Origin of the sequence: Amycolatopsis sp. WAC 04197, from assembly GCF_003947475.1 — a bacterium.
Lineage (GTDB): Bacteria > Actinomycetota > Actinomycetes > Mycobacteriales > Pseudonocardiaceae > Amycolatopsis > Amycolatopsis japonica.
The window spans coordinates 118,834-141,881 of sequence record NZ_QHJK01000006.1; the positions used below are offsets into that span (position 1 = coordinate 118,834).

Annotated in this window: 20 protein-coding genes, 1 tRNA gene and 2 pseudogenes; 11 read left to right on the forward strand and 12 right to left on the reverse strand. The window is 67.1% G+C overall.

Annotated features, from left to right (window positions below; all coding sequences use genetic code 11):
• Positions 1-23: 23 nt before the first annotated feature.
• Positions 24-971 (reverse strand): LysR family transcriptional regulator, encoded by a 948-nt coding sequence (locus DMC64_RS22715; protein ID WP_125735200.1) that lies wholly within the window; start codon positions 969-971, stop codon positions 24-26.
• Positions 972-1,031: 60 nt separating this feature from the next.
• Between DMC64_RS22715 and DMC64_RS22720 the strand changes: the two genes are divergently transcribed.
• A complete protein-coding gene (locus tag DMC64_RS22720) occupies positions 1,032-1,799 on the forward strand; it encodes an SDR family NAD(P)-dependent oxidoreductase (protein WP_125735201.1) in 768 nt (255 codons plus the stop codon).
• 109 nt (positions 1,800-1,908) lie between these two features.
• Here DMC64_RS22720 and sigJ read toward each other — a convergent pair whose 3' ends face one another.
• From sigJ to DMC64_RS22740, 3 genes are all read right to left on the reverse strand, one after another.
• Positions 1,909-2,808, reverse strand: a complete 900-nt coding sequence (gene sigJ, locus DMC64_RS22725; protein ID WP_125735202.1) for an RNA polymerase sigma factor SigJ — start codon at positions 2,806-2,808, stop codon at positions 1,909-1,911.
• Complete coding sequence (locus DMC64_RS22730) at positions 2,805-3,995, reverse strand: NAD(P)/FAD-dependent oxidoreductase (RefSeq protein WP_125735203.1); 1,191 nt, start codon at positions 3,993-3,995, stop codon at positions 2,805-2,807. Before DMC64_RS22730 ends, sigJ begins: the two co-directional genes overlap by 4 nt.
• 590 nt (positions 3,996-4,585) lie before the next feature.
• On the reverse strand, positions 4,586-5,038 hold the full coding sequence (locus DMC64_RS22740; RefSeq protein WP_125735205.1) for a hypothetical protein: 453 nt from the start codon (positions 5,036-5,038) through the stop codon (positions 4,586-4,588).
• Positions 5,039-5,311: 273 nt separating this feature from the next.
• Here DMC64_RS22740 and DMC64_RS22745 point away from each other — a divergent pair, with 273 nt between their 5' ends.
• The gene (locus DMC64_RS22745) at positions 5,312-6,553 is read left to right on the forward strand and encodes an MFS transporter (protein WP_125735206.1); all 1,242 of its coding nucleotides are present in this window, start codon (positions 5,312-5,314) and stop codon (positions 6,551-6,553) included.
• A gap of 560 nt (positions 6,554-7,113) precedes the next feature.
• On the opposite strand, the gene DMC64_RS22750 is transcribed toward DMC64_RS22745, so the two are convergent.
• A complete protein-coding gene (locus DMC64_RS22750) occupies positions 7,114-7,788 on the reverse strand; it encodes a fasciclin domain-containing protein (protein WP_125735207.1) in 675 nt (224 codons plus the stop codon).
• 166 nt (positions 7,789-7,954) lie between these two features.
• Positions 7,955-8,401: pseudogene (locus DMC64_RS22755) on the reverse strand (ferritin-like domain-containing protein); the annotation flags it as partial.
• Positions 8,402-8,447: 46 nt separating this feature from the next.
• Between DMC64_RS22755 and DMC64_RS43540 the strand changes: the two are divergent.
• The 3 genes from DMC64_RS43540 to DMC64_RS22770 all read left to right on the forward strand — a co-directional run bounded on the left by DMC64_RS43540 (position 8,448) and on the right by DMC64_RS22770 (position 10,286).
• Entirely contained in the window at positions 8,448-8,570 is a 123-nt protein-coding gene (locus DMC64_RS43540; protein WP_255432686.1) for a hypothetical protein, read from the forward strand.
• Positions 8,571-8,991: 421 nt separating this feature from the next.
• Positions 8,992-9,738 carry a hypothetical protein gene (locus tag DMC64_RS22765; protein ID WP_125735208.1) on the forward strand — a complete coding sequence of 249 codons (747 nt, stop codon included), beginning with the start codon at positions 8,992-8,994 and terminating at the stop codon, positions 9,736-9,738.
• 56 nt (positions 9,739-9,794) lie between these two features.
• Complete coding sequence (locus DMC64_RS22770) at positions 9,795-10,286, forward strand: SRPBCC family protein (protein ID WP_125735209.1); 492 nt, start codon at positions 9,795-9,797, stop codon at positions 10,284-10,286.
• Positions 10,287-10,349: 63 nt separating this feature from the next.
• Here DMC64_RS22770 and DMC64_RS22775 read toward each other — a convergent pair whose 3' ends face one another.
• Together DMC64_RS22775 and DMC64_RS22780 are read right to left on the reverse strand one after the other, a co-directional pair.
• Positions 10,350-11,339 carry a hypothetical protein gene (locus DMC64_RS22775; RefSeq protein WP_125735210.1) on the reverse strand — a complete coding sequence of 330 codons (990 nt, stop codon included), beginning with the start codon at positions 11,337-11,339 and terminating at the stop codon, positions 10,350-10,352.
• Positions 11,340-11,490: 151 nt separating this feature from the next.
• Positions 11,491-12,915, reverse strand: coding sequence for an erythromycin esterase family protein (locus DMC64_RS22780; RefSeq protein ID WP_233629776.1), 1,425 nt, complete (start codon positions 12,913-12,915; stop codon positions 11,491-11,493).
• 79 nt (positions 12,916-12,994) lie between these two features.
• Here DMC64_RS22780 and DMC64_RS22785 point away from each other — a divergent pair, with 79 nt between their 5' ends.
• The 5 genes and pseudogenes from DMC64_RS22785 to DMC64_RS22810 all read left to right on the forward strand — a co-directional run bounded on the left by DMC64_RS22785 (position 12,995) and on the right by DMC64_RS22810 (position 18,086).
• On the forward strand, positions 12,995-14,074 hold the full coding sequence (locus DMC64_RS22785; RefSeq protein ID WP_233629777.1) for a serine hydrolase: 1,080 nt from the start codon (positions 12,995-12,997) through the stop codon (positions 14,072-14,074).
• Between the two features lie 741 nt (positions 14,075-14,815).
• Positions 14,816-15,015, forward strand: a pseudogene (locus tag DMC64_RS42995) (transposase); the annotation flags it as partial.
• 363 nt (positions 15,016-15,378) lie between these two features.
• Positions 15,379-16,215 carry a CPBP family intramembrane glutamic endopeptidase gene (locus DMC64_RS22800; protein ID WP_125735211.1) on the forward strand — a complete coding sequence of 279 codons (837 nt, stop codon included), beginning with the start codon at positions 15,379-15,381 and terminating at the stop codon, positions 16,213-16,215.
• A gap of 90 nt (positions 16,216-16,305) precedes the next feature.
• Positions 16,306-17,406 carry a sensor histidine kinase gene (locus DMC64_RS22805; RefSeq protein ID WP_233629778.1) on the forward strand — a complete coding sequence of 367 codons (1,101 nt, stop codon included), beginning with the start codon at positions 16,306-16,308 and terminating at the stop codon, positions 17,404-17,406.
• Positions 17,403-18,086 (forward strand): response regulator transcription factor, encoded by a 684-nt coding sequence (locus DMC64_RS22810; protein ID WP_125735213.1) that lies wholly within the window; start codon positions 17,403-17,405, stop codon positions 18,084-18,086. Before DMC64_RS22805 ends, DMC64_RS22810 begins: the two co-directional genes overlap by 4 nt.
• Positions 18,087-18,705: 619 nt before the next feature.
• Here the strand turns inward: DMC64_RS22810 and DMC64_RS22815 are convergent.
• Positions 18,706-18,779, reverse strand: a tRNA-Leu gene (locus DMC64_RS22815).
• A 173-nt stretch (positions 18,780-18,952) separates the two neighbouring features.
• Between DMC64_RS22815 and DMC64_RS22820 the strand changes: the two genes are divergently transcribed.
• Entirely contained in the window at positions 18,953-19,564 is a 612-nt protein-coding gene (locus DMC64_RS22820; protein ID WP_005157321.1) for an ANTAR domain-containing response regulator, read from the forward strand.
• A gap of 51 nt (positions 19,565-19,615) precedes the next feature.
• Here the strand turns inward: DMC64_RS22820 and DMC64_RS22825 are convergent, their stop codons facing one another.
• The 3 genes from DMC64_RS22825 to DMC64_RS22835 are packed head-to-tail and all read right to left on the reverse strand — an operon-like array spanning position 19,616 to position 23,048.
• Positions 19,616-20,833, reverse strand: coding sequence for an alkaline phosphatase (locus DMC64_RS22825; protein WP_125735214.1), 1,218 nt, complete (start codon positions 20,831-20,833; stop codon positions 19,616-19,618).
• 50 nt (positions 20,834-20,883) lie between these two features.
• The gene (locus DMC64_RS22830) at positions 20,884-21,537 is read right to left on the reverse strand and encodes a response regulator transcription factor (protein WP_037345015.1); all 654 of its coding nucleotides are present in this window, start codon (positions 21,535-21,537) and stop codon (positions 20,884-20,886) included.
• Positions 21,534-23,048, reverse strand: a complete 1,515-nt coding sequence (locus tag DMC64_RS22835) for a sensor histidine kinase (RefSeq protein WP_233629789.1) — start codon at positions 23,046-23,048, stop codon at positions 21,534-21,536. Before DMC64_RS22835 ends, DMC64_RS22830 begins: the two co-directional genes overlap by 4 nt.

Sequence of the window (23,048 nt, forward strand, 5' to 3'; positions counted from 1 at the left end):
GATCCACGGCCCGCGGCCCTGGCTCAACGATCTGCTGACTCCGCAAGCGGCTCGGTGCCCCCCTGTTCCCGACGGGAACTGTCGCCACAGAAGCAGCCGATGCAGGCGTTCACGAAGACACGCACCGCGTCCCGGCGATCCGGGCTGCGCCAGACGACCGCGAGTTCGCCTGGTGAGAGCCCGGTAACCGGACGGCAGACCACGTCGTTTCGTTGGTAGATCTCGACATTTCCGGCGGCGAGGAGCGCAACGCCGAGCCCGGAGGCGACCGCCTCATAGGACTCCTCGACGGTCTCGGCTTCGGCCGCGACGTCGGCCGGGCGCGGACGGCTTGCGGTCGCCAGCCAGAACTCGCGCAGCGGCCCAGCCGACGAGGGGAGCGCGATGAACGGCTCGTCGATGAGTTCGGCGAACGGGATCACCTCGCGGCTGGCCAGGCGATGGCCCGGCGGTACCGCCACCCATCGCTGCTCGGAGGCGACCACCCGCCAGGAAAGCCCGGTGTCATCGGGAATGGGCAGCCAGGCGATGGCCACATCCACATCGCCGGCGGCCAGCCCGATCGACGGATCGCTCCAGGGTACTTGGCGGAACCGCAGTCGCCAGCTCGGCAGCGACTCGCTCATTCTCGCCGTGACACCAGGAATGAGGCCCCGGCCGATTCGGGTCTGGAAGCCGACTGTCAGCGTGGCCAGCTGCGTCGAGGATGCCTCGGCCGTTTCCCGGCGTGCCCGCTCCCATAGCTGCACGATCTGCTGGGCACGGGGCAGCAATGCCTTACCCGCGGCGGTCAGCGCGACGGCGCGGCGGTCCCGGTCGAACAGCGTCACCCGCAGACAGGCCTCCAACTGGCGGATCTGTTTGCTCAGCGCGGGCTGCGAGATGAACAGCCGATCGTTCGCCGCCCGAGTGAAGCTCAACTCCTCGGCGACCGCGATGAAGTACCGCAGATCCTGGACCCGAACATCCATAGCCGCAGGTTATAACGACAGGTATTGGACGCGCGTGCGGATCGGTCACAAGATCAACGCATGGAACTGACCGGAAAGACGGCGCTGGTGACGGGTGCGTCGCGAGGAATCGGAAGAGCGATCGCCACCCGGCTGGCCGCCGATGGAGCGCTGGTCGCCGTGCACTACGGACATGATGACGCCGCGGCGCGGGAGACCATGGCCGCGATCGAGCGCGTCGGCGGGGCGGCCTTCGCCGTCCGCGCCGAGTTCGGCGTGGACGGCGATGTGGACACTTTGTTCGCCGGAGTGGAGCAGGGGTTGACCGGCCGGCCGCTGGACATACTGGTCAACAACGCGGCCGCCTTCGCCGGCACGCTCGACCAGGTGACGCCCGAGGAGTTCGACCGGCTCTTCGCGATCAACGTGAAGACCCCGTACTTCGCGATCAAACGGGCGCTGCCGCTGTTGCGGGACGGCGGCCGGATCGTCAACGTCTCCTCCGCCGCCACCAGGATCGCCATGCCCGAGACCGCGTACGCGATGACGAAGGGAGCGGTGGACGTGCTCGGCCGGAACCTGGCGCAGCGACTCGGCCCGAGGCGCATCACCGTGAACACCGTCGCTCCCGGGGTCACCGAAACCGATATGAACTCCTGGATTCAGGACGCCCCGCACCTGGTCGAGCAGAGCACGGCCATCACCGCACTGGGTCGGGTCGGGCAGCCGGAGGACATCGCCGACGCCATCGCATTCCTCGTCTCCGAGGACGCCCGCTGGATCACCGGCCAATGGCTCGATGTCACCGGCGGCCTGTTGCTCGGGCCTGGCGAGTTCCGGAACTATTGAGGGGTAAGGCAAACGTGTCGTGGTCGCGGACGGGGTCGATGCTGGGACTTCGTTGTCGTTCGAGTTCGCCTTTCGTTCTCCTTGGAAGTCCGTGAACTTCATGCATCGCTTACCGTCGGCTGATCTGACGCGGATCCGTCACCGCGAGGAGTTTGTCCGGGTTGCGGATGGCGTAGAAGTGGGTGATCTTCCCGTCGGTGGTTTCGACCAGGAAGACACCTTCGGGCTGGTCGCCGCGGTAGGAGATCAACGCGGGTGTGTTGTTGCAGTTGACCATCTCGATCCGCAGGTCCGCCGTCCGCCGCTCGGGGCGGAAGAGGTCCATGACGAGTGCGGCGACCTTCTCCGCACCCACGATCGGCCGGCGTGCCGCGATGGTTTTGCCGCCGCTGTCGGCGGTCCAGGTGGCTTCCGGCGCGAGCAGTGAGAGCAGCTCTTCCAGGTTTCCGGTGGCCGCGGCGGTCATGAACTTCTCGGTGATCCGCGCGGTGGTCACGGCGTCGGCGGGTGCGAAACGCTTGCGCCGCGCCTGTACGTGCTCGCGGGCCCGGTGCGCCACCTGGCGCACCGCCGCCACCGATTTGCCCACCGCCGCGGCGATGTCGTCGTGGTTGAAGCCGAACACCTCACGCAGCACGAACACCGCGCGCTCGTCCGGAGTGAGGGTTTCCAGCAGCACGAGCATCGCCATCGACACCGACTCGGCGAGCACCGCGTCGGCCGACGGGTCGGTGTCGTCGAGCAGCAGCGGCTCGGGCAGCCATGGGCCGATGTAGTCCTCGCGACGGCGCGTGTTCGCCCGCACCGTGTTGAGCGCCTGCCGGGTCACCAACCGGGCCAGATACGACTTGGTGTCCCGCACCGTCGCCAGATCCACCTCGGCCCACCGCAGATAGCCGTCCTGCAGCACGTCGTCTGACTCGGTCGCCGAGCCGAGGATCTCGTAGACGATCGTGAACAGCAGCGGGCGAAGGTGGGTGAACCGCTCGGCGTGTTCGTCGGTGGTCACAGGGACGCGACTCCTTGTGCGGTGGTGATCTGCCTGCCGGGGCGAGGGCCGCCCCTGGGCCAGCCCATGGCCCCCGGCTCGCGAGCCTCCCGGCGAATCCTTTTCGACACCACGAACCTGCAAGTCACTTCCTTGATCAACGCGCCAATGCGGCCGCCGATGTAGAGGTTCACCGTACTGTCGTCCTTCCGGGCGAGCTGCCGGATGCCGGCGTGGCGGCCGAGGCTGACGCACGCGCCGCTGAAGGCCAGGTCGATCAACGCCGGTTCGGTGCCCGCGATACGGCTCAGCACGGTGTCGGCGGCCTGTGCCCCGAGCGGCCCGGCGGCATAACCGCTCATCCGCAACGGCCGGCCCGACGGTGCGGCGGCGTCGCCCGCCGCGACGACGCGGTCGTCGTCGACGCTGGTCAGCGTTTCGTCGGTGAGCAGCCGCCCTAGATCGTCGGTGCGTAACCCGCTGGCACGGGCCAGCTCGGGCACACCGAACCCTGCCGTCCAGACGGTCAACGCACTCGCACGGACCGCACCGCCGGCCAGGACGACCGCGTCCGGCCGGACCTCGGTCACCACGTCGGCCTCGATCACGGTGACACCGTGCCGGCTCATCCACCTGGCGACCGACCGGCGGCCCGGCGCGCTCAGATAAGGCGCCAGGGCTCGGCCGCACACCAGCGTGACCGGGCGTCCCTGCTCGGCCAGTTCCGCGGCCGTCTCGATGCCGGTCAATCCACCGCCGACCACCGTGATCGGCGCGGCGGGCGGCAATTCGTCCAGCCTGGCGCGCAGCCGCTGCGCGTCCTCGAACTCGGCGACGGGCACACCGAGCTCGACGGCGCCGGGCACGGCCGACGGTGTCGCCGCGGTGCTGCCGACCGCGTAGATGACGTAGTCGTAGGCCAATCCGCCACCCGAGGCCAACTTCACGGTGCGCGTGGCGGTGTCGATGCGTGCGACGCTGTCGACGACCAACTCGATGTTCTCGCCGAGCAGCGTGCCGTAGTCGATCGTCGCATCGCCGCTGCGTGCCGCGAACTGGTGCAGCCGGATCCGCTCGACGAACTCCGGGCGGGGATTGACCAGCGTGATGTCGACGTCGGCGCGCATCCGCAGCCGGTTGGCCGCGAGCGTTCCGGCGTAACCACCACCGATGACCACGACCTTGTGACGTGTCTTGTGTTCAGGCATGCCTCTCAAGACACCGCGGACCACCGAGAACGTGACACGACCCGCCGTGACCCGCGTCACCGCGCGACAGCACGGGCTCGGTGTTCGCGTGTCCCGGCCGGGTCGCCGTCGGTCTGGTCACCGGCGACCCGGCCGACAAGCTGCCGGAGATTTGCGAGATTCCTGTGGTGCCCCCCGGCGCGGTTCCAACAACAACCCCACGAATCGAAATTCGAAACGTGAGCTGCGGATCTCCGCGACGACCGTGATCGAGCGGCACCGCCGGAAAGCCCGGTGACCGCCTTGAACAACCCGAACGAAGCAACACTGCCCACGGGCCGACGCGACTTCGCGCTGGTCGTACAGTGCGCCTGCACCGCCCTCGTGGCCATCGGCGCCGCCTACGCCTCTCACCGACACGGACGAGACTTTGCTCTGCAGTTCGGAGCGGACCACACCACCGCCGCCGCCATCTGGCCACACGAGGACGACCGGACGCGACCCGCTAGATCTCACGCCACAAGCTCTGCTGTGGGGGAAAGCCAGCGACAAACACTTGAATCGACCACTACGACGATGACCTGCCCACTCCACACCAAGTTCCTTGCGGACTAGAACATCGTGCTCTCCGTGTCCGCGAGCCCGAGGGAGCGAAAGGAGGCATCCAACGCGCGGGACACATCGTCCTGAGCGCCGGCCTCGCTGATGGTTGCGTAGAGGAACGCACCTGGTTTTCGTTCGGGGTCGGCGGGCATCACCATCAGAATCCCAGGATCGTACCCGGCACTGAAGGATAACCCTGCTTTCTCTACGCCGGCGAGAAACTCTTCGGTTGACAGTGCACCCCAGTTTGGAGAGGCGCTAACTTGCCGAATTAGCCGCGACGAGTCGCCGAGAATCCCGTCGGCCGCGAGCTTGTGGAGGTGCGTGCCGGTCGTGGCCCTAACGTTCACCTCCGTGTACACGACCGCGCCTTGTGCGGTGACCACCGCGTCGACGCAGAAATTTCCTCTATATCCGAGTGTTTGGTAGATTTTGGCTGAGCTTCTCAGCTTCTCTGACACATTCCTGTGCGCGACTGTCAGAGATTCCAACTGTTTCGCACTGGATTCGTCCGTTGTCGTAGGACAACGTGCCCATGCCGTACAGATCCCAGCCGTTTTGATCGACGACCAGCTCGACATACCATGATTCGCGAACGTCGAGTAGTTGTTCAACGATGACAGGGTGCTGATCGTTCTGGGACGCCCACGCCCGGCGTGGGGCTTTGTTCGGCAAACGAAGCCCGCTGGGACGCGCACACCTGCGCTTGCGGCGATGGCTCTGAAGGGGCGGCGATGGCAAACACCTCCGGCACTGATCCAGGGCTCCGAGATCAGGTCGACGGGCCGCTGAGCGCACGTCCGTTTCGGTGGTTCTTCATCGGTCGCGTCGTGTCGGTGCTCGGAAGTTCGATGACTCCGGTAGCACTCGCTTTCGCTGTACTGGAAGCAACATCCAGTCCGGCATATCTCGGCTTCGTCCTGGCCGCTGCGATGCTGCCTGAGATCGTGTTCGTCATCATCGGCGGTAGCGTGGCCGATCGTTGGCGACGTGACGTATTGCTGCGGATCACCAACGTCGGCGCCGGACTTTCCCAGGCTTGTGTCGCGTTCTGCGTGCTTACGAAACAGGATCCGCTGTTCCTCATAATCCTGGCACTGGTCAACGGCACGCTGCAGGCCTTCATCAGCCCGGCGATGCAAGGCATCGTTCCGCAGCTCGTCGACAGCGCGAACATTCAAAAAGCAAACTCGATGCTCAGCGCCTCCCGGAACGCGGCCCGCATCCTGGGCCCTTCAGCGGCCGGTGTCCTCGTCGCGGTCGCGGGCGGCGGGTGGGCGATCGCACTGGACGCCGCATCGTTCCTCATCGCCGCGGCGTGCCTGACCCGCGTTGTCTTGCCAGCAAAGGCGAAGTCGACCTCCGCCAACCTGCTGCGAGACCTCCGCGAAGGATGGACCTACTTCAGCTCGACGCCGTGGATCTGGTCGATCACCCTCGCTTTTATGTTTCTGAACGCGATTCAGATGGGCGTCTGGCAGGTACTCGGCCCCTCCATAGCCTCGACGACAATCGGCGCAACAGGCTGGGGTCTGGTGGCCAGCGTCAAGGCAGCAGGGCTGGTCATCGCCAGCTTGGCGATGATCAAAATCGCGGTGCGGCGGCCCCTCCTGATCGGCCTGATCGCCATGTCGGCGACGGCGATCCCGCTCGTACTGCTCGGCACCGGCTCGAACCTCATCCTGCTGGCCACCGCGACCTTCGTCTCCGGGCTTGGTTCCGCGCTCTTCGGCATCGTCTGGGACACAGTGCGCCAACGGAACATCCCGAACACCATGATCTCGAGAGTGACCTCATACGACGACTTCGGCTCCTACGTGGCCATACCTGTCGGGCAACTGGCAGTAGTACCCATCGCGTCAGCAACAGGCATGCCACAGGTCGCGATACTGGGCGGGATCGCCTACTTCGTGATCGCGCTCCTGCCACTGACCCTGCACTCTGTCCGAAGTCTCACCGCGACCGGCGCCAGCTGATGTCGGAGGAACCTGGATCCAGTAGGACACCCTCCTGCGTGCAATCGGTGCCGCCAGACACCGCGAGTCGGCCGCTGGTTTCTGGCACCGGCAGCCTCCTCACATGACCGCCAATTCTGGTCAGCCAGATCCCTGCTGGCCGTGCGGTGACCTGAAGGAACACGTTCGCCACCACGAACTCCGAAGTCGACATGATCGCCTCCCAGCTACTAGCCGGCCCCACCGAGTCAGAGGGCACCCTGCGAGATGTCGAGTCCGCAATGACCGCACATGCCCGCCAGACTGTTGTGCGCCCCACGCGCCCACCAGATCACGGTCGGGAGCCGCTGTTGCCTCGATGATGCCGAGGGCGTCGATGCACTCCGTCGAGCGCATTGAAATGCGGCGTTGACCCGCACTGGCCGCCGCCGCATCGGCTTTCCCCGAGGCGAATGTCCCTGCTTTCGCCGCCGCGGGTCCGCGGTGAAGGCGGCCGCCGCGGCTCGGAGTCCGGTAGCCGCGGCGGCCGCTGTTGCCGGGCCACCCGATCAGGGGATTCCGTAGCGGCCCGGACGACAGGGTCAGTTCTTGTTGGTACCCGGGGTCAGCACTTTGTCGATGACGAAGACGGTGGCGTTCTTGGTGGGGATGTTGCCGCACAGGATCTTCGCGCCGTTGACGGTCATGTTCTCCCCGGTGCCTTCGATCTTCACCGGCCCGCCCGCGGTGTTGAGTGTTTCCACCGAGCCGACGGTGGCGAGGCCTTTGGCGTCGTAGCGCTTGCCGGCGACGTGGTACTGCAGGATCGGCGCCAGCTGGTCCGGCTTGCCGGCGAGTTCGGTGAACTTGGCCTCGCCCAAGGCTTCGAAGGCCGGGTCCGCCGGAGCGAACACGGTGATGGCCTGCTGGCTGTTGAGCGTGTCCACCAGGTTGGTGGCCTTCACCGCGGCGACCAGCTTGGTCAGCAGCGGGTTGGTCGAGGCGGCACTGGCGACCGGCTGCGGGCCCATCGAGTCCAGCGAACCCGGCGCACTGCCCTGCGGCAGCTGCGAACACGCCGGACCGAACACATCGGAGTTCGTGGTCACTCCATCCGGCGAACCCGCTGTCCCGGAACTCGACATCGGGGCCGAGCTGGACGGGGCCATCGAACCGGCGTTGTTGCCGGACGAGGCGGTGTCGTTTCCGCTGCACGCCGCCAGAGCCAACGCGGCGGCCGCGGTGAAACCGATACCTACGACACGGAACTTACTCACGAGAAATCACTCCAGTGTGCTGTGCGGGCGAACGACCCGCCGGTGCGGGCTTGTTCCTTGCGAGGCATTCGGTGCCGCCGGTCAAAGAGCTGGGCGGCCGAAGCGCCACGTTCGGGTGACAAGTGCCGCGGGACGGACGCCATGGGCGACCGTCCCGCGGTTGTGGTCAGCCGTTGGCGTCGCTGGTGTTGACGTCTCCGTTGACCCCCTTGGGGAAGAAGCCGCCGGAGGTGGCCGCTTTCGGGGTCAGGTAGACGATGTTGAGAACCTGGCCGGGCGTGCGGCTGAAAGCGATGCCGTTGGCGTCGGTCGGGACGATGTTGGCCCGGCCCTGGCCGTCGACCACGCCTTGATCGAGGTCGCTGGAGCCGTCGAGGCTGTCCTGGGCGTTGGACAGCTTGACGCTCGCCTCCCGCAGGTCACGGCCCAGCAACCCGAGGCCGAGAATGCCGCCGCTGTGCTGGTAGAGGGCGCTGCGGATGTTGCCGGCGTGGTAGGCCTCGACGGCGAGAATACCGGCAGCGGCTTCGAGGTAGGTCTTGTTGGTGATCAGTGGTGCGGCCCCCTTGTAGGCGGTGACGCCGACATCCTCGAAGAGGTACGCGGCCAGCAGGTGTTCACCGCCGACCGGATGATCCACCCCGGACAACGAACGCCGCATGGCCCAGCTGATGAATCCGCGTCAGATCATCGAACTCGACGCCGGCCACGCCTCGCTCGCGTCACAACCCGGCCCGGTCACCGACCTCATCAACACCGCGGTGGACGATCTCGCCGGTTGACGGCTCGGATCGGCGAAGGGGCGCAGGCATCACCTCTCCAGGTGCCTGCGCTCCGCCACCTCGACCGCCACCACCGTCTCACGAGGCCGAGAGCGCTCCTCGTGATGCACCGGCTCTTGGACCGTGGTCCTCCACCAACTCTCGCGGATCGCCCCTGAACACTCCCCCTTATAGGCTTGTTTCAGGGAGGTCTCATGGCGCTCGAACCCGCCTTTTCCGCCGAAGTGTTCCGCAAGGCCGCTTCGCTGCCGGACGTGCCGCCACGAGCGCGGAGGGTCGCACGCGTACAGCCACGGAGTAGTCCGATGAACGGCGGCGTGTCCGCTGGCCGGTCATATGGCCCTGCGGTAGGACCTTGGTTCCAGCTCGTCAACGCCGGGTCGTTGCGACCGGCTCGGCTACGAGGAAGGGAACGAGCACGATGACCGAACCGAGCCAAGTCGGTTCCGAGCAGGCCCCACCGCGAACGGTCGGCCCTCTGTGGGTCATCTCGCTCTTTCTCGGGCTGTCCGAGGTGACCGTGGCAATCGCGACAACCCAGGCCACGGGCTGGATTCAGGCGATGCTTGCCATTTTCGCCGTGGCCTTCCCTGTGCTCGTTTCGAGCGTGTTCTTCATTCTCTTGTGGCGCAACAACAAGGTGCTCTACGCACCACGCGAATTCGCCGACGGCACCACCGTCCACGACTTCGTCGATGCGATGAGCGGAAACACTCGTCGCAGCGCCAGCATCGTGGAGTCGACTTTCCAGTCGTTGACGACGCGGCTCGAAGCCCATCTCGAAGCGTTGGGCACGACGGAAGCCCAGCGCACCGAGATCATCGATTGGGTCGGCAACGCCGCCCGAAGCGCGGTGGTCACAGTCCACCTATCGGTTTTCTCGCAAGACCCTCGTTCGATGCAGGTGCCGATCGACGAGAGCACCACCGTCACCGAGTTGCTGGACGCCGTGTACTTCGCCATCTTCGACAAGGTTTCCAACTTCTCCTACAGCAAGACCTGGTTACTGCGCGACACGACCACAGGACACCTGTTCGACCACATCGGCAGGCCATACGCGCGTCGACATCTGGGAACGGATCGTGACTTCCGCCTGCTGGCCGAAGTCGGCATCGAACCAGGATCGACGCTGTCCGCCGTACGCCTGCCACCATCCGGGCTGGACTGAACGCGGCCGCGGTGGAGGCCACCGCGGCTCTCTACCCCCTCCGAAGGCAGCCAATGATGAAGTACACCGTCTCGATTGAGATCGCCCTGCCGCGCGAGCAGGTGGTTCAGCTGATTTCCGACCCGGCGCACATGCCGAAATGGCTGCGCGGCCTGGTGCTGCACGAGCCGCTCAACGGCGCGCACGGCCGGCTCGGGACCACTTCCCGCGTCGTGTTCCAGACGGGCAAGCGGCGGATGGAGGCGACCGAGACCATCACGCGCGTGGATCCTGAGGACCTGCACACGGCCCCGAGCTCGGTCGTCGTGCACTACGACCGCGAGATCACCGGCAAGGGCATGTGGCAGGCCCAACGCGACCGCATCATCGACGCCGGTCCGAATACGACAGTGTGGGAGAGCCAGAGCGAGTTCCGGTTCGACGGGCTCATGATGCGGCTGGTGGCGCTGTTCATGCCTGGCTTGTTCCGCAAGCAGTCGCGGCGGCACATGCAAGACTTCAAAGCGTTCGCCGAACACGGAACGGATGTCCGTCAAAACCCGAACTGATCGTCCACCGGCGATCGACCCGTGGCGGCCCGGTGACGCGAGAATCGCACGTCGACCGACGTGTCACGTCTCCGACGACGAGGTGCCCTCCGGCGAGACCCGGGCTCCGAGGGCCATCACAGGTACCGGGTACCAGCCCTGCCTCAACGGACCGTGCTCGAACAGGACGACCATCGAGGAGTCCGTGCCACCGACCCAAGCCGAGAGCAGGCGCTGCCCCTCTTTGTGCCCGGCACGATAGGTCGACTCGACAGTGCGGACTTCGATCACGCTGCCGTCCTCGAACTCGACGGTGATCACGGACGGTTCGAACGGAGTACCGTAAGGCCTTCGCACGGTGACCGACTTCGTGGCACGCCAGCCCGTTTGCCGTACCGCCCGATACCTTCTCGCCCAGCCTTTCATCGCCGCCGAACTCATCGGTACCGCGAACACCGAGACCAGCACGGCGAGAAGATGAACCGCTGCCACGACACCGTTGAAACCGGCCGCGCCGGTGACGATGCTCGTGGCCGCCAGCAGGAAGGAAAAGCCCCAGAACGCGGCGAAGAAACCCGCGTTCCGGCTCAAGGCACGCAGCCGCAGGGTCGCCGCCTCGATCGCCACTCCCCCGGTTCCACTCAACCAGGTCGTCACCGGCGCCTGCCGGATCTGCCGCTGTTGCTTCATCGCGGCGAGCCCGGTGACCACGGCCAACAGGGCCGACGCCGACATCAGCATCACGTCGACCACGAACTCGGTCCCACCCACCCAGAACCGGCCGGACCGGTTCAGACCGGACCACAGCATCCCGCCGAAGACCACGACACCCAGGACGCCGCCCACGGTGGCGTAGAACAGATGGAACCGGCGCAGCATCACCCCTTCCACCGCGCCGGCACCCACCATCACGCCGTCCGGGGACGGCGAACGCGAACCCCTGGAGACGTCCCCGCCTACCCGAACCCCGACGATCCGGGAACCGTCACGGCCGCCTCGACCAGGCTCGGGCATCCGCTGCCGCGCGGCCCGTCTCTGCCGGCGGTTCATCGGCCTGCCCTGCTTCTCGGTCATACCCGAAACACGTCCCACCTCGACCGTCGGTTGCCTCAAAAGGGCAAAACGGCATGTCCCTGTCGCGATGGAACCAGCCCGGTCAGGGCCGACCTCAACGGCCAGCGACGTACCGCACGACCATCCACGGCTCCTTACGCCGGACGCACCGTCACGAGCGCTTGACGGCCGCGGTCACGTCATGAAGGTGGATCACGACGTCGAACGTCTGGGTCAGTTTGACGTTCTGGATCTTGGTCGGATACTGAGTGCCGACGAACCGGGTCGGGTGCGAGGCCTCCAGCCATGCCCGTGCCCGTGTGGGCGCGGTGCGGAGGTCGAGGTAGAAGTCCTCATACGCGACCCGGTCAAGCGTGGCCTCCGCCGTGTCCGGCGCGGCGGCGCCCACCGTGAACTTCTGCCAGTCGCCCCCGCCGACCGACTCGTTCGTCGACAAGAACGAGCCACGGTCGAAGGTGAAGCCGATCGGAATGTAGTCGCGACCGAAAACGTCACGCAGAAACGCCCCTTGCGTTTTCGGGTGTACCGGGTAGTCGGCCGCGAGGTACCCGACGTGGTTGTTGTGCGCCGATGTGAGGATCTTGCCTCCGAGCTGCCGCTGCCACCACTCGACGTTCTCCGCCATCACCCGGTCACGCAGACGCGTGAACTCCGGCAACGTGGCTTCGTCGGCCGCGTCGACGCTGAGGAATTCGGCCGTCCGGGCGATGTTGCGCGCGTGCTGCACGACCCACGGATCGCTCATGCCACTGACCAGATCGAGTGCTTGCTTGGCCTTGCCCGCGAGCTGTCGTCGTTCCGCCAACGGCTTGTTCAGGTACGCGAACGCGTCGATCGGGCGCAGTCCGGAGTAGAGCTCCTTGAGCTGCGACAGCTTCTCCGGATGCTCCCTGCGCACGTACCCGGTGACCCGCTCGAAGAACGCGTCGTCCACTGCGGGCGCACCGATGTCGTGCCCCAGGAAGTGCACGGTACGGCCGGGATGATCGCGGTTATAGGCACGCATCCACTTCAGCAGGCTCACGAACTCTTCACGATCCCACGGGCTGCCCGCCAGGTTCTTGGCGACGACCTCGCGGACATCACCCTTCCCGGTCTGCAGGTACTCATCGATACTCACACCTGCCGACCAGCTCACCTCCAACGCGAACGCGGAGAACCCCTTCTGCTCGACCAAGTAACGGAACACCCGTTCCTTCATCGCGAAAAACTCGTGCGAACCATGCGTCGCCTCGCCGAGCCCGACCACCTTCGCATTACCGATCATCTGCCCCAGCGCACGCAAATCGGCCGTCGGCCGACCAGGCTCGGTCCACAGCAACGGACGGGCCACCTGCTCCAACGCGCGAACCGGATCAGCCTGCCGGTCGGCCGGCGCCGCCTGCGCGACCGCCGGAATGAGAAACGACGTCGCCAACGCCGCCGCCATCACCGTTCTCCTCTTAAGCTCCATGAAAAAATCCTCGCAAATCACGCCCGGCAGCACGATGGCGCCAGCATCCACATCCGTGGTAGCGCAGGCACCACCATCCCCAGCGGAGTTCCGCGCGACAAAGGGTGGCGCCTGCGCTACCACGGAAAGTAGCGTTCAGTAGATCGCCGATAGACGTCGAAGTCAGTAGCCTCGCCGCATGCGAAAAGCTCTTATCGCCGCGATGGCGGCAACTCTTCTGACGGCAAGTGTGGCGCAGGCATCACCCCATGATCTGCAGCGTGATCTGGACGCCATCCGAGATTCCGGCGCCGTCGGCGTCCAAGCACGGCTGGTATCACCAGGCAAGGAAAGCGCCGGCAGCAGCGGCACTTCCGTGCGCGGCCACAACGTACCGGTGGCGACCAATGGCCACTTCCGGATCGGCAGCGACACCAAGACCTTCACCGCGACCGTGCTGCTACAACTCGTCGCGCAAGGTCGTATTTCTTTGGACGACAGCGTCGAGAAATGGCTGCCGACTCTCGTCCAAGGACACGGTAACGACGGCAACCTGATCACGATACGCAACCTGCTCCAGCACACGAGCGGCATCTACGACTACCCGCACACCGTGGAAATCGAAATGCAGACCGAAGCAGGATTCCGCAAACACCAGTTCAAGCAAATGGCCCCGGAAAAGGTCGTGGAACTGAGCGTCGCGCATCCGCCGGTATTCGCACCTGGCAGCAAGTGGGAGTACTCGAACGTCAACTACATCATCGCCGGCATGATCATCGAAAAGGTCACCGGACGGTCGTGGCGTGACGAGGTACGGGACCGCGTCATCCAGCCGCTCGGCATGCATGACACGACCTTGCCCGGCGACTGGCCCTTCCTACCGTGGCCGCACGCCGAGGGATACACGCTGACCGACGGCGGAGCGTTCCGAAGCACCGAGGTGAGTCTCGGGTGGGGCGGCGCGGCAGCGGAGATCGTGTCGACCACCAAGGACCTCGGCAAGTTCTGGCGCGCGCTGCTCGGCGGCAAGCTGCTCCCACCCGCCCAGCTGGCCGAAATGAAGACCACGGACCCACGCGGGCTCTATGACGGCTACGGACTCGGCGTACTCCGCCACGTGACGAACTGCGGCATCGTCACCTGGTTCCACGACGGCGGCACCCCCGGCTTCGCCACCGGTGGCGCCGTGACCGACGACGGCCGGACCAGCGTCATCGTGTCGCTGTCGAACGACGGCAAAATCAAGGACCAGATGGCCGCCAAGATGCGCTTGGTCGACAACGCGATCTGCCGATCACGCTAAGACCCAACCAAGAGGGCGGGCTCCAACCCGCCGCAGCCCGAACCGGCCGGTCCAGGCCTTCCGACGTCGCGCCGAGGTTAGGACGCAGACTCCGAAGTAAGACGTAACGGGTCGTGCCATTCCGAGCGGACCGGACGCGTCAGGGCGCGGGAGCGCGCTGTGCCGATGCAACTCTCGATGTCGGCCCGCCGCCTGCTTCACCCGCTCGATCAAGTCGTTGTCCAGACCTGACGAAGTTTCGTTCGATGACTCTGAGGAGTCCTCCGCCATCGCGTTCTGCGGCACTGACTCCGCAGGATGTTCAGCACTCTCGCGAAGGTTGGCGAATGCTTTCAGCAAGCCCGGACCGACCTCGGACCAGCCGATCAGTAACACGGGTCCCACCGCGTCGAACAATGCTTTGCCGATCTCTCCGGTGATCAACGGCTCGGCCACGTTCGACGGCAGCGTCACTGCGCTCGCACGACTGTCAGGTCCACCGCGGGCGCGACCCACACCGGAACACCAAGCCGGAGAGCGAGCGCGAACACATTGCCGAACCCCCATCGTCATCGTCCCAACCACCCGGCAACGCAGGCATTTAAGGCAACTGGGTCAGGCGACATACTCCGACACTGCCGATGCGCGGTGACCAGACGAAAAGGTCTTGTTCGACATCACTCGACACCATCAGACACGGAGGGTCGCTGGTTCTTAACCAGCTGGTTGCCGACCCGACCTCAGCCCTGTCGGCAGAGGTAACCCGGCTCGAAAATCCACGTCCAGTCCGACCGTGCTGGCCTTCCGCTCACGGTCGGGATCTCCGCCGCGAACACCCACGACTCGCTCGCGCTCAACCCCTGGTGACGGCGATCCCCGCAGTCAGCTCCCAGCGCGGCCCGCGACGCCGCAAGCCCGCCAAGCTGCACGCCGACAATGCCTACGACCAACTCGCGCTCCGACGCACCTGCTCCAGCTTCGACCCGAGCTTCGACCGGGCGCTGGTCGGGAACGCCGTGCACGTCGCGGAGGCCTGCGCGAATCCGGTGCGACGTGCTACCGAATCTGGGCAAACGGCTGCTCGGCGGCTCCGCGTATCCCGGACAAGCTGCGCCGGCTGGCGAGCGGCCGTACCGAGGCCTCGAGAAACCCGCGCTGCGCGCAACCCGCTGCGACGGCGGCCGCACGTGATGTCCCGGCACGATCGGTCCCCCGTGAGAGCTACTCGGATCGTCCGCTCAGTGGTGATTCGCTGATGTCGGTGCGCTTCTAGCGTTTCCGTCGGGTCGCGCAGCCCTGCGGCCGTGGTTCTTCTGGAGGGCACGATGCACACGAGTCCGATCGCAGCGGCAGATCATCAGCCTGGGCGAGCGGGCCGCATTTTGCGGTTCCCGCTCGTCTGGACGCTGGCCGGAATAGTCGGTGTCGGCGGGGTGTCGGCGCTGTCCTCGGGTGGGCCGCCGGTGCTGGCGGCCGTGGGCGCGGTGGCCGCGGTCGCCGTCTACTGGGCGGTGATGCGCTACGTCGCGCGGCGAAGCACACCGGAGATCGCGAAGACCCGGGCCGGCAGCCTGGCGTTCCTCGGCATCGGGCTCGGCTTCCTGTTCATCGCCGTGTCGATGCTCATAGTGATCACCGAGTTCTCGTTCACCTGGGCGCCCGGTAGCGCCGTGGTGACCGTCATGAGCATCATGGCGGTGCAACTCGGTGCGGCGGTGACCGAGGAACTGCTCTTCCGCGGCCTGTTGCTGCAGGGGCTGGAACGGCTGGGCGGCAGCTGGTTCGCGCTGGTGAGCACCGCGGTGCTGTTCGGTGCGATCCACTTGGCCAACCCCGGTGCCACGCTGTGGACCGGGTTCGCGATCGCCGTCGAGGCCGGTGTCCTGCTGGGCGCCACTTTCCTGTGGCTGCGCAGCATCTGGGCGGCCGTGGGTCTGCACTTCGCCTGGAACACCACCGTCGGGCTCCTCGGCCTCCCGGTCTCTGGTCACGCGTCGCCGGGTTTGCTGGTCGCCCGACCGATGGGCCCGGAGTTGGTGACCGGTGGCCAGTTCGGCATCGAGGGATCGATCGTCCCCGTCGTCGTGAGCCTGCTGCTCGCCGTGCCCATGCTCGTCGCCGCTCACAAGCGCGGCAACCTCGTGCCCATGCGGCGGCGCTAAGCTCGCCGAATGCTTGCCGGAGCGGCATCCCGCCTCAGCACCGCACTCAGCGGGTGGCGCGACCTCCCATCGTCCACAAAAGACAGTCTGTTGGCGGCGACGCTGACCGTACTGGCCTTCGCGCCGACCGTCGCCCACATCGGCCCGGAGATCGGCGATCTCCCCCAGCGCGAGACGAGCGGCATCGGTGCGGCGCTGACGCTGGCGATGTGCCTGCCGCTCGCGGTACGCACCCGCATGCCCGCCGTGTGCCTGTCGGTCATCGGTACCGCGTTCGCGATCGGTCAGGTGCTGGGCTACCCGGACACGTTCGGCAAGGTGGGGATCCTCCTCGCGTTGTACGCCGCCGGCGCGCACCTGACGCGGTTCCGCCGGGCGCTTGCCGCGACGCTGACCGCGGGCTACGCGGCGCTCGCGGTGGTACTGCACAATCTTGGCTCGCCGCAAAGGTTTCCGGACTTTCTCGCGTTCTATTTCGTCTTGGTGGTGATCTGGCTGGCCGGCACCGGCATGCGCCGATGGCGCGCGGAAGAAGCCGAACGGAGACGGCTGGCGGCCGAGGTGGCCGCGGCCACCGAACGGGCACGCATCGCCCGGGACCTGCACGACGTGGTCACCCACCACGTGACCGCGATGGTGGTCCAGGCCGACGCGGCGCAGTTCCTGCTCGACTCCGCGCCGGATCGGACCGGGACAGGGCTGCGCGCCATCAGCGACACCGGACGCCGGGCGTTGACGGAACTGCGGACCCTGCTCGGCATTCTCGAGGCGACCGGCGACTCAAAGACGGCCGACCGGGCACCGGCCCTGGGAAAGGTCGCCGATCTGGTCGAACAGGCCCGGCTGGCGGGTCAGCCCGTCGAGTGGACCGAGCAGGGCGATCGACAGCCGCGGTCGGTCGACGTGGAGCTGGCGACCTACCGCGTGGTGCAGGAGGCGCTCACCAACGCGCTCAAACACGCCACCGGAAACCCGACCCAGGTCCGGATCCGACACGGCAAGGACCACATCGAAGTCGAGGTGATCACCGTCGGTCCCACGGCAGGCAACACGGCCATACCATCCGGTGGCCGGGGCTTGACCGGACTGCGGGAACGGGTGCGCATGCTCGGCGGGGACCTGGTGTCCGGCGGCCTGCCCGACGACGACGGCTTCCGTGTCTGGGCCATGATTCCAGGGAGTCCCGCATGACCGAGCCGATCCGGGTACTGATCTGCGAAGACCAGGAACTGGTGCGCACCGGGTATGTCACCATCTTCTCCGCGATGCCCGATATCGAGGTCGTCGGCGAGGCAGCCGACGGTCGAGAGGCGGTGGAGGCAGCGCGGCGGTTGCGCCCCGACGTGATCGTGATGGACATCCGCATGCCCGTCCTCGACGGCATCGAGGCGACGCGCCAGCTGGCCGGCCCCGGCGTCGAAGCACCGGTGAAGGTACTGGTCGTCACCACGTTCAACGTCGACGAATACGTCTACGAAGCACTTCGCGCCGGCGCCAGCGGATTCCTCCTCAAGGACACGCCACCCGCGCAACTGGTCGACGGCGTCCGCACGATCGCCCGCGGCGAGTCCCTGCTCGCCCCCGCGGTCACCCGAAGCCTGATCGGCCACTTCGCCGAACGGCTCCGCCCCACCGACACCTCCCGCCCGGCACGAGACACCGTCGTGCGGACACTGACCGCCCGCGAGCTGGAAGTACTCGAACACCTCGCCGCAGGCCTGTCCAACGCCGAAATCGCCGCGGAACTGGTCATCTCCTCCGAGACGGTGAAAACCTACGTATCCCGGATCCTCACGAAACTCGACCTACGGGACCGCGTTCAAGCAGTCGTCCTCGCCTACCGGATCGGCCTGATAACCAGCACAGACTGACACTCGTAGCCGATCGTGAAACACCGTAGACCCAGCGTCGCCGACATCCTGAAGAACCCGAATACACCGGATACCAGGTCTGCAACCGGCGAGCCCGCCGCAGCCGCGGCGCACGGAACCGGCACAACCCTCCAGAGATGTGGATCTGGTCCACCGAACCCGCACACGAACCGCTCATCCCCAAGTGGATGTTCGACGAGATGACCGCCACCAGAACGCCACGCACTGCTAGTCGCCCGTCGACGGCAAGCACTCCAGAAAAAGGTCGCCGACGCCACCCGCAAACAAGACAACCTGCTACGCCAAGCAGAGGACGCGGACCCCTTTACCCAAGGCCTCAGGTAGCGCTATAACGAGGTCTTCAACGAGCGTAAAACACTCCTCGACGCGCTAAGCCGAATCACTGACGATGGAGATGCCTCAAGCCCATCGAACATGGACCGAGCGAACCTGCTGGACGCCCTGCCGTACCTGAAGGCCAACCTGCGCCACGCTCCAGCGGACCTGCTTCACCGCCTGCTAGACCTGACACAGTTCACGATCAGAGTCCACTACAAGGACGGCCAAGCGACCATCGCGGCAACAATGCCCAGGTCAGACTCAGTGTGCATCCTGCGAGTGCCCCCGGTGAGATTCGAACTCACACTGGACGGGTTTTGAATCCGTTGCCTCTGCCAGTTGGGCTACGGGGGCGGCGCGCGGTGAACTTTACGGGATCACGGGAGCGCGCCGTACGCCGGGCCCGGGAGTGTGACGACCGTCTGACGTGGTGAACGCCATCTAGCCGTCTGGATCGTTCCCGGTAGGCTTCAGGTTCGCGGACAGCCCGCGAGTCGAACTGCCCGACGACCTTCAGGAGGACCCCGGTGACCGAGCAGGCTGCCGAGGCCAATGGTGCCGTCGCCGCACCCCAGCGGCGGGTGCTCGTGGCCGAAGACGAGGCCCTCATCCGTTTGGACCTCGTCGAGATGCTCCGCGAAGAGGGCTACGAGGTCGTCGGTGAGGCCGGGGACGGCGAGCAGGCCATCAACCTGGCCACCGAGTTGAAGCCGGACCTGGTGATCCTCGACGTCAAGATGCCGAAGCTCGACGGCATCGAGGCCGCTTCCAAGATCACCGGCGACCGGATCGCGCCGGTCGTCATCCTGACCGCGTTCAGCCAGCGCGACCTCGTCGAGCGGGCCAGGGACGCGGGCACGATGGCGTATCTGGTGAAGCCGTTCGCCAAACGCGACCTGGTGCCCGCCATCGAGCTGGCCGTGAGCCGGTTCGCCGAGCTGCAGGCACTGGAATCCGAAGTCGCGGGCCTCACGGACCGGCTCGAGACGCGCAAGGTCATCGACCGTGCCAAGGGGCTGCTGATGAGCCGTCAGGGGCTCACCGAGCCGGACGCGTTCCGGTGGATACAGCGCACCGCGATGGACCGCCGGACCACGATGAAGGCGGTCGCCGAGGCCGTCGTCGAGAGCATCGGCTGACGAAACCCGCGAAAGAGGCCACCTCCATTGTCGGAGGTGGCCTTTTCGTGCTCAGAGGCCGCTCGCCAGCCGCATCACCCAGTAGACGTCGGTGTTCTCGACGGTGCCACCCAGACGAGTGGCGCCGGGACCTTCGGCGGTGACCGGGGTGTCGGCGCCGGTGTGGTCGTGCGTCGTCCAGTCCACAGTGAACTGAAGCTTCGAACCCGGTACGTCGAAAGGACCGTCCTGATCAGGGTCGGTGTCGGACGCGTCGTAGTTCTCGATGCTCAATCCGCCCGTTTCGTGGTCGCCGCCGATGATCACCAGCGTGTCGGGGTGCGTGCGGACGAACCGCAGGACCTCGGCGACGGTGGCGTCGAGCGACCGGCCCGCGTCGATCACGCCGTGCGCGTTGTTCTCGTGCGACATGCCGTCGGTCCCTTCTTCCTCCAGGAACAGGAAGAAACCGCGCGGGTTCTTCGAAAGGGTGTCCAGCGCCTTGCGCGCCATCTGCTGGAGCGGCACCCGCGGCGCGTACTTCCCGACGCCGTCGGGGCCGTAGTCGACCATGTCCTCGTTCGCGAACAGGCCGAGGATCCGGTTCGCCCGCGTGGTCCGCAGTTCGTCGCCGTCGCGCACGTAGGTGTAGCCCGTCCGCTGCGCGCGTTCGACCAGGTTGCCGTAGGGACTGCGGCTCTCCTCCCCCGGCTTGTCCGGCCAGAGCCCGGGATTCCCCTTGGGATACCACCAGTCCTCGCCGCCGCCGAGCAGGACATCCGGACGGCTGTTCTCGATGTACTGCTTCGCGATGTCGCTCTGCGAGTCCCGGCTGGGCACGTGCGCCGCGAAGGCCGCCGGAGACGCGCCCGTCACCTGCGCGGTGGTGACCAGGCCGGTCGACTTCCCCGCCCGCTTCGCCCGTTCGAGAATCGTCTCCAGCGGGCGCCCGTGAGCGTCCACCCCGACCGCGCCGTTGCGCGTCTTGTGCCCGGTCGCGAGGGCGGTGGCCGCCGCGGCGGAATCGGTGACGATCTCGTCGGGATCGTCCGAAGCCGTCCGTACGAGCCCGGTGGCCGCGAGCCCGTCCATCGCAAGCCTGCCGTTCTTGCCCTTGAGCGCCAGCCGGAGCAGGTCCCGCTGGCCGAGGCCGAGGCCATCGCCCTGGATGTAGATGATGTTGCGCGCCGAGCGCGCCCCGGACCCCGCCGTCGTCGTGTCCGCGACGGCGGCCGAGCCACCGCACAGGACCACCAGAACCGTCGCCGCCGCAAGACCACGTCCGCGCACATCGCCTCCAGTTAGTTAGGAACCTTTCCTAACAGAGATCAGAGGCTGGTTCAACCACGCAGAATGCCCGCATCGTGCGCGAGGATCGCGGCCTGGACGCGGTTCGCGCAGCCCAGCTTGGCGAGGATGCGGCTGACGTGGATCTTCACCGTGCCGTTCGAGAGCCGCAGCTCCTCCGCGATCTCCGCGTTGCCCAGGCCGCGCCCCACCCGCACCAGGACGTCGAGCTCCCTCGCGGTCAGCGCCTCGATCCGCCGCCTGGCCCGTGCGGCGTTGTCGGCGTCCGCCGCGTCGGCGTCGCGGAACCGGTCGATGACCTGCTTGGCGATCCGCGGTGACAGCACCGCCTCGCCGGCGGCCGCGGACCGCACGGCCTGGATGAGCTGCGCCGGATCGGTGTCCTTGAGCAGGAACCCGGCCGCTCCAGCACGCAGGGCACGGGCCACGTAGGCCTCGTCCCCGAACGTGGTGAGCATGATGACCCGCACCTCACGCGCGATCTCCTCCACCGCGGCGAGCCCGTCCGTCCCGGGCATCCGGATGTCCATCAGCGCGACGTCCACGGGTATCCGCCGGACGACGTCGATCGCCTCCGCCCCGTCCGAGGCCTCGGCCACGACGTCGATGTCGCCCGCCTGCTTCAGCAAGAGCCGCGCGCCCGCACGGAGCAGCGGTTCGTCGTCGGCGAGCAGGACCCGGATCATGGCGCCTCCTCCGGTACGGGGACCTCGAACCAGGTCTTCTCCACCAACCCCCGGTCGCCGAAGCAGAACCGGAAGATCGCGGCGGTTTCCGCGTCGGGCGGGTCGGCGGCCGCGACGTAGACGCAGTAGCTGTCGCCGGGTATCGGCGGCTCGTGGCCCTCCGCGGCGGCGTGCGCGGCGGGTTCGTTCGGGCCGAACCACGCCTCGACCTCTTCGGGTGTCATCCCGATCTTCACGCTGGCCAGCGGATCCTCGTGGTCGGCGGGGGTGAGCGGCGGCACGAAGGCGAGCGTGGTCAGCAGCAGCGCGGCGACGGCGGCCAGACCGGTCGTCAGAAGCAGACCGGACTGGATCCGGCCCGGCCGCTCTTCACCCGTCTCTTCCGCGAGGGGCGCGTTCGCCCGTTTCGGCAGGCCGGCCGTGACGGCGAAGCCGCCTTCCGGATCCGGCCCGGCGGTGAACGTCCCGCCGAGGAGACGGACCCGTTCACGCAGGCCGCCCAGCCCGCGTCCGGTGCCGGGCAGCCGCTCCGCCGCCACCTGCTCGGCGCTGTTGCGCACCACGACCTTCACCAGGTCGTCGCCATGGTCGACGACGACGGTCACCGACGCGCCGGCGGCGTGCTTGTGCACGTTGGTCAGCGCCTCGCGCACCAAGCGGTGCACGGCCCGGCGGACCGGTGGCCGGACGCCGTCGAGGTCGGAGCCCCGCCAGTCGAACGCCACTTCGAGGCCGGCATCGCGCGACGACGCCACCAAGCCCTCGATATCGGCCTTCGTACCGGCGGCGTCGGTGGCTTCGGCGGGTTCGGCCGGTTCCCCGCCCGGCCGCAGGATGCCGAGCGACTCCCGCAGTTCTTCGAGCGCGATCTTGGCCGTCGACCGGACGTGCCCGGCCGCCTGCCGCAACTCGGGATCCTTGCCCTCGGCGGCGACCTCCAGCGCCCCGGAGAACATCGTGATGAGGCTGAGCCGGTGCCCGAGCTGGTCGTGCATCTCCTCGGCGAGCCGCGACCGTTCTTCCAGGCGGGCGCGGTCGCGCAACGCCACCACCAGCCTCGCCTGCTGCGCCTGCATCGCGCCGGCCAGCGCGGGCAGGACGAGACACGAGACCGTCGAAACGGCGATCACCACGAGGACGTACTGCCAGCGGAAGGCCGGCTGGGTGAGCAGCACGACCGCGGCAGGCAGCAGCGCGGTGAGACCGAACAGCGGCCACCGCCGCCCCCGGACTCCCGCCGTATGCGCGACGACCGCGAGCGCGACACCGGTCGCGGGGAACAGCCCGAACAGCACGGTCGCGGCGAGCAGCGCGGACACCGTGAACCGGCGGCGCAGCAGCACCAGCACGACGGCGCAGGCGATCACGGCGGCCAGCACCGGCGCCGACGGCGAGAACACCTCCGGCCAGCCCCAGGCGGGCAGCAGATCGGAGAGGAAGACGGTCACGCCAGCGACGAGTCCGGCCAGGAGTACCTCGGCGAGCACCGCGCCGAGCCGCCGGTCGAGCAT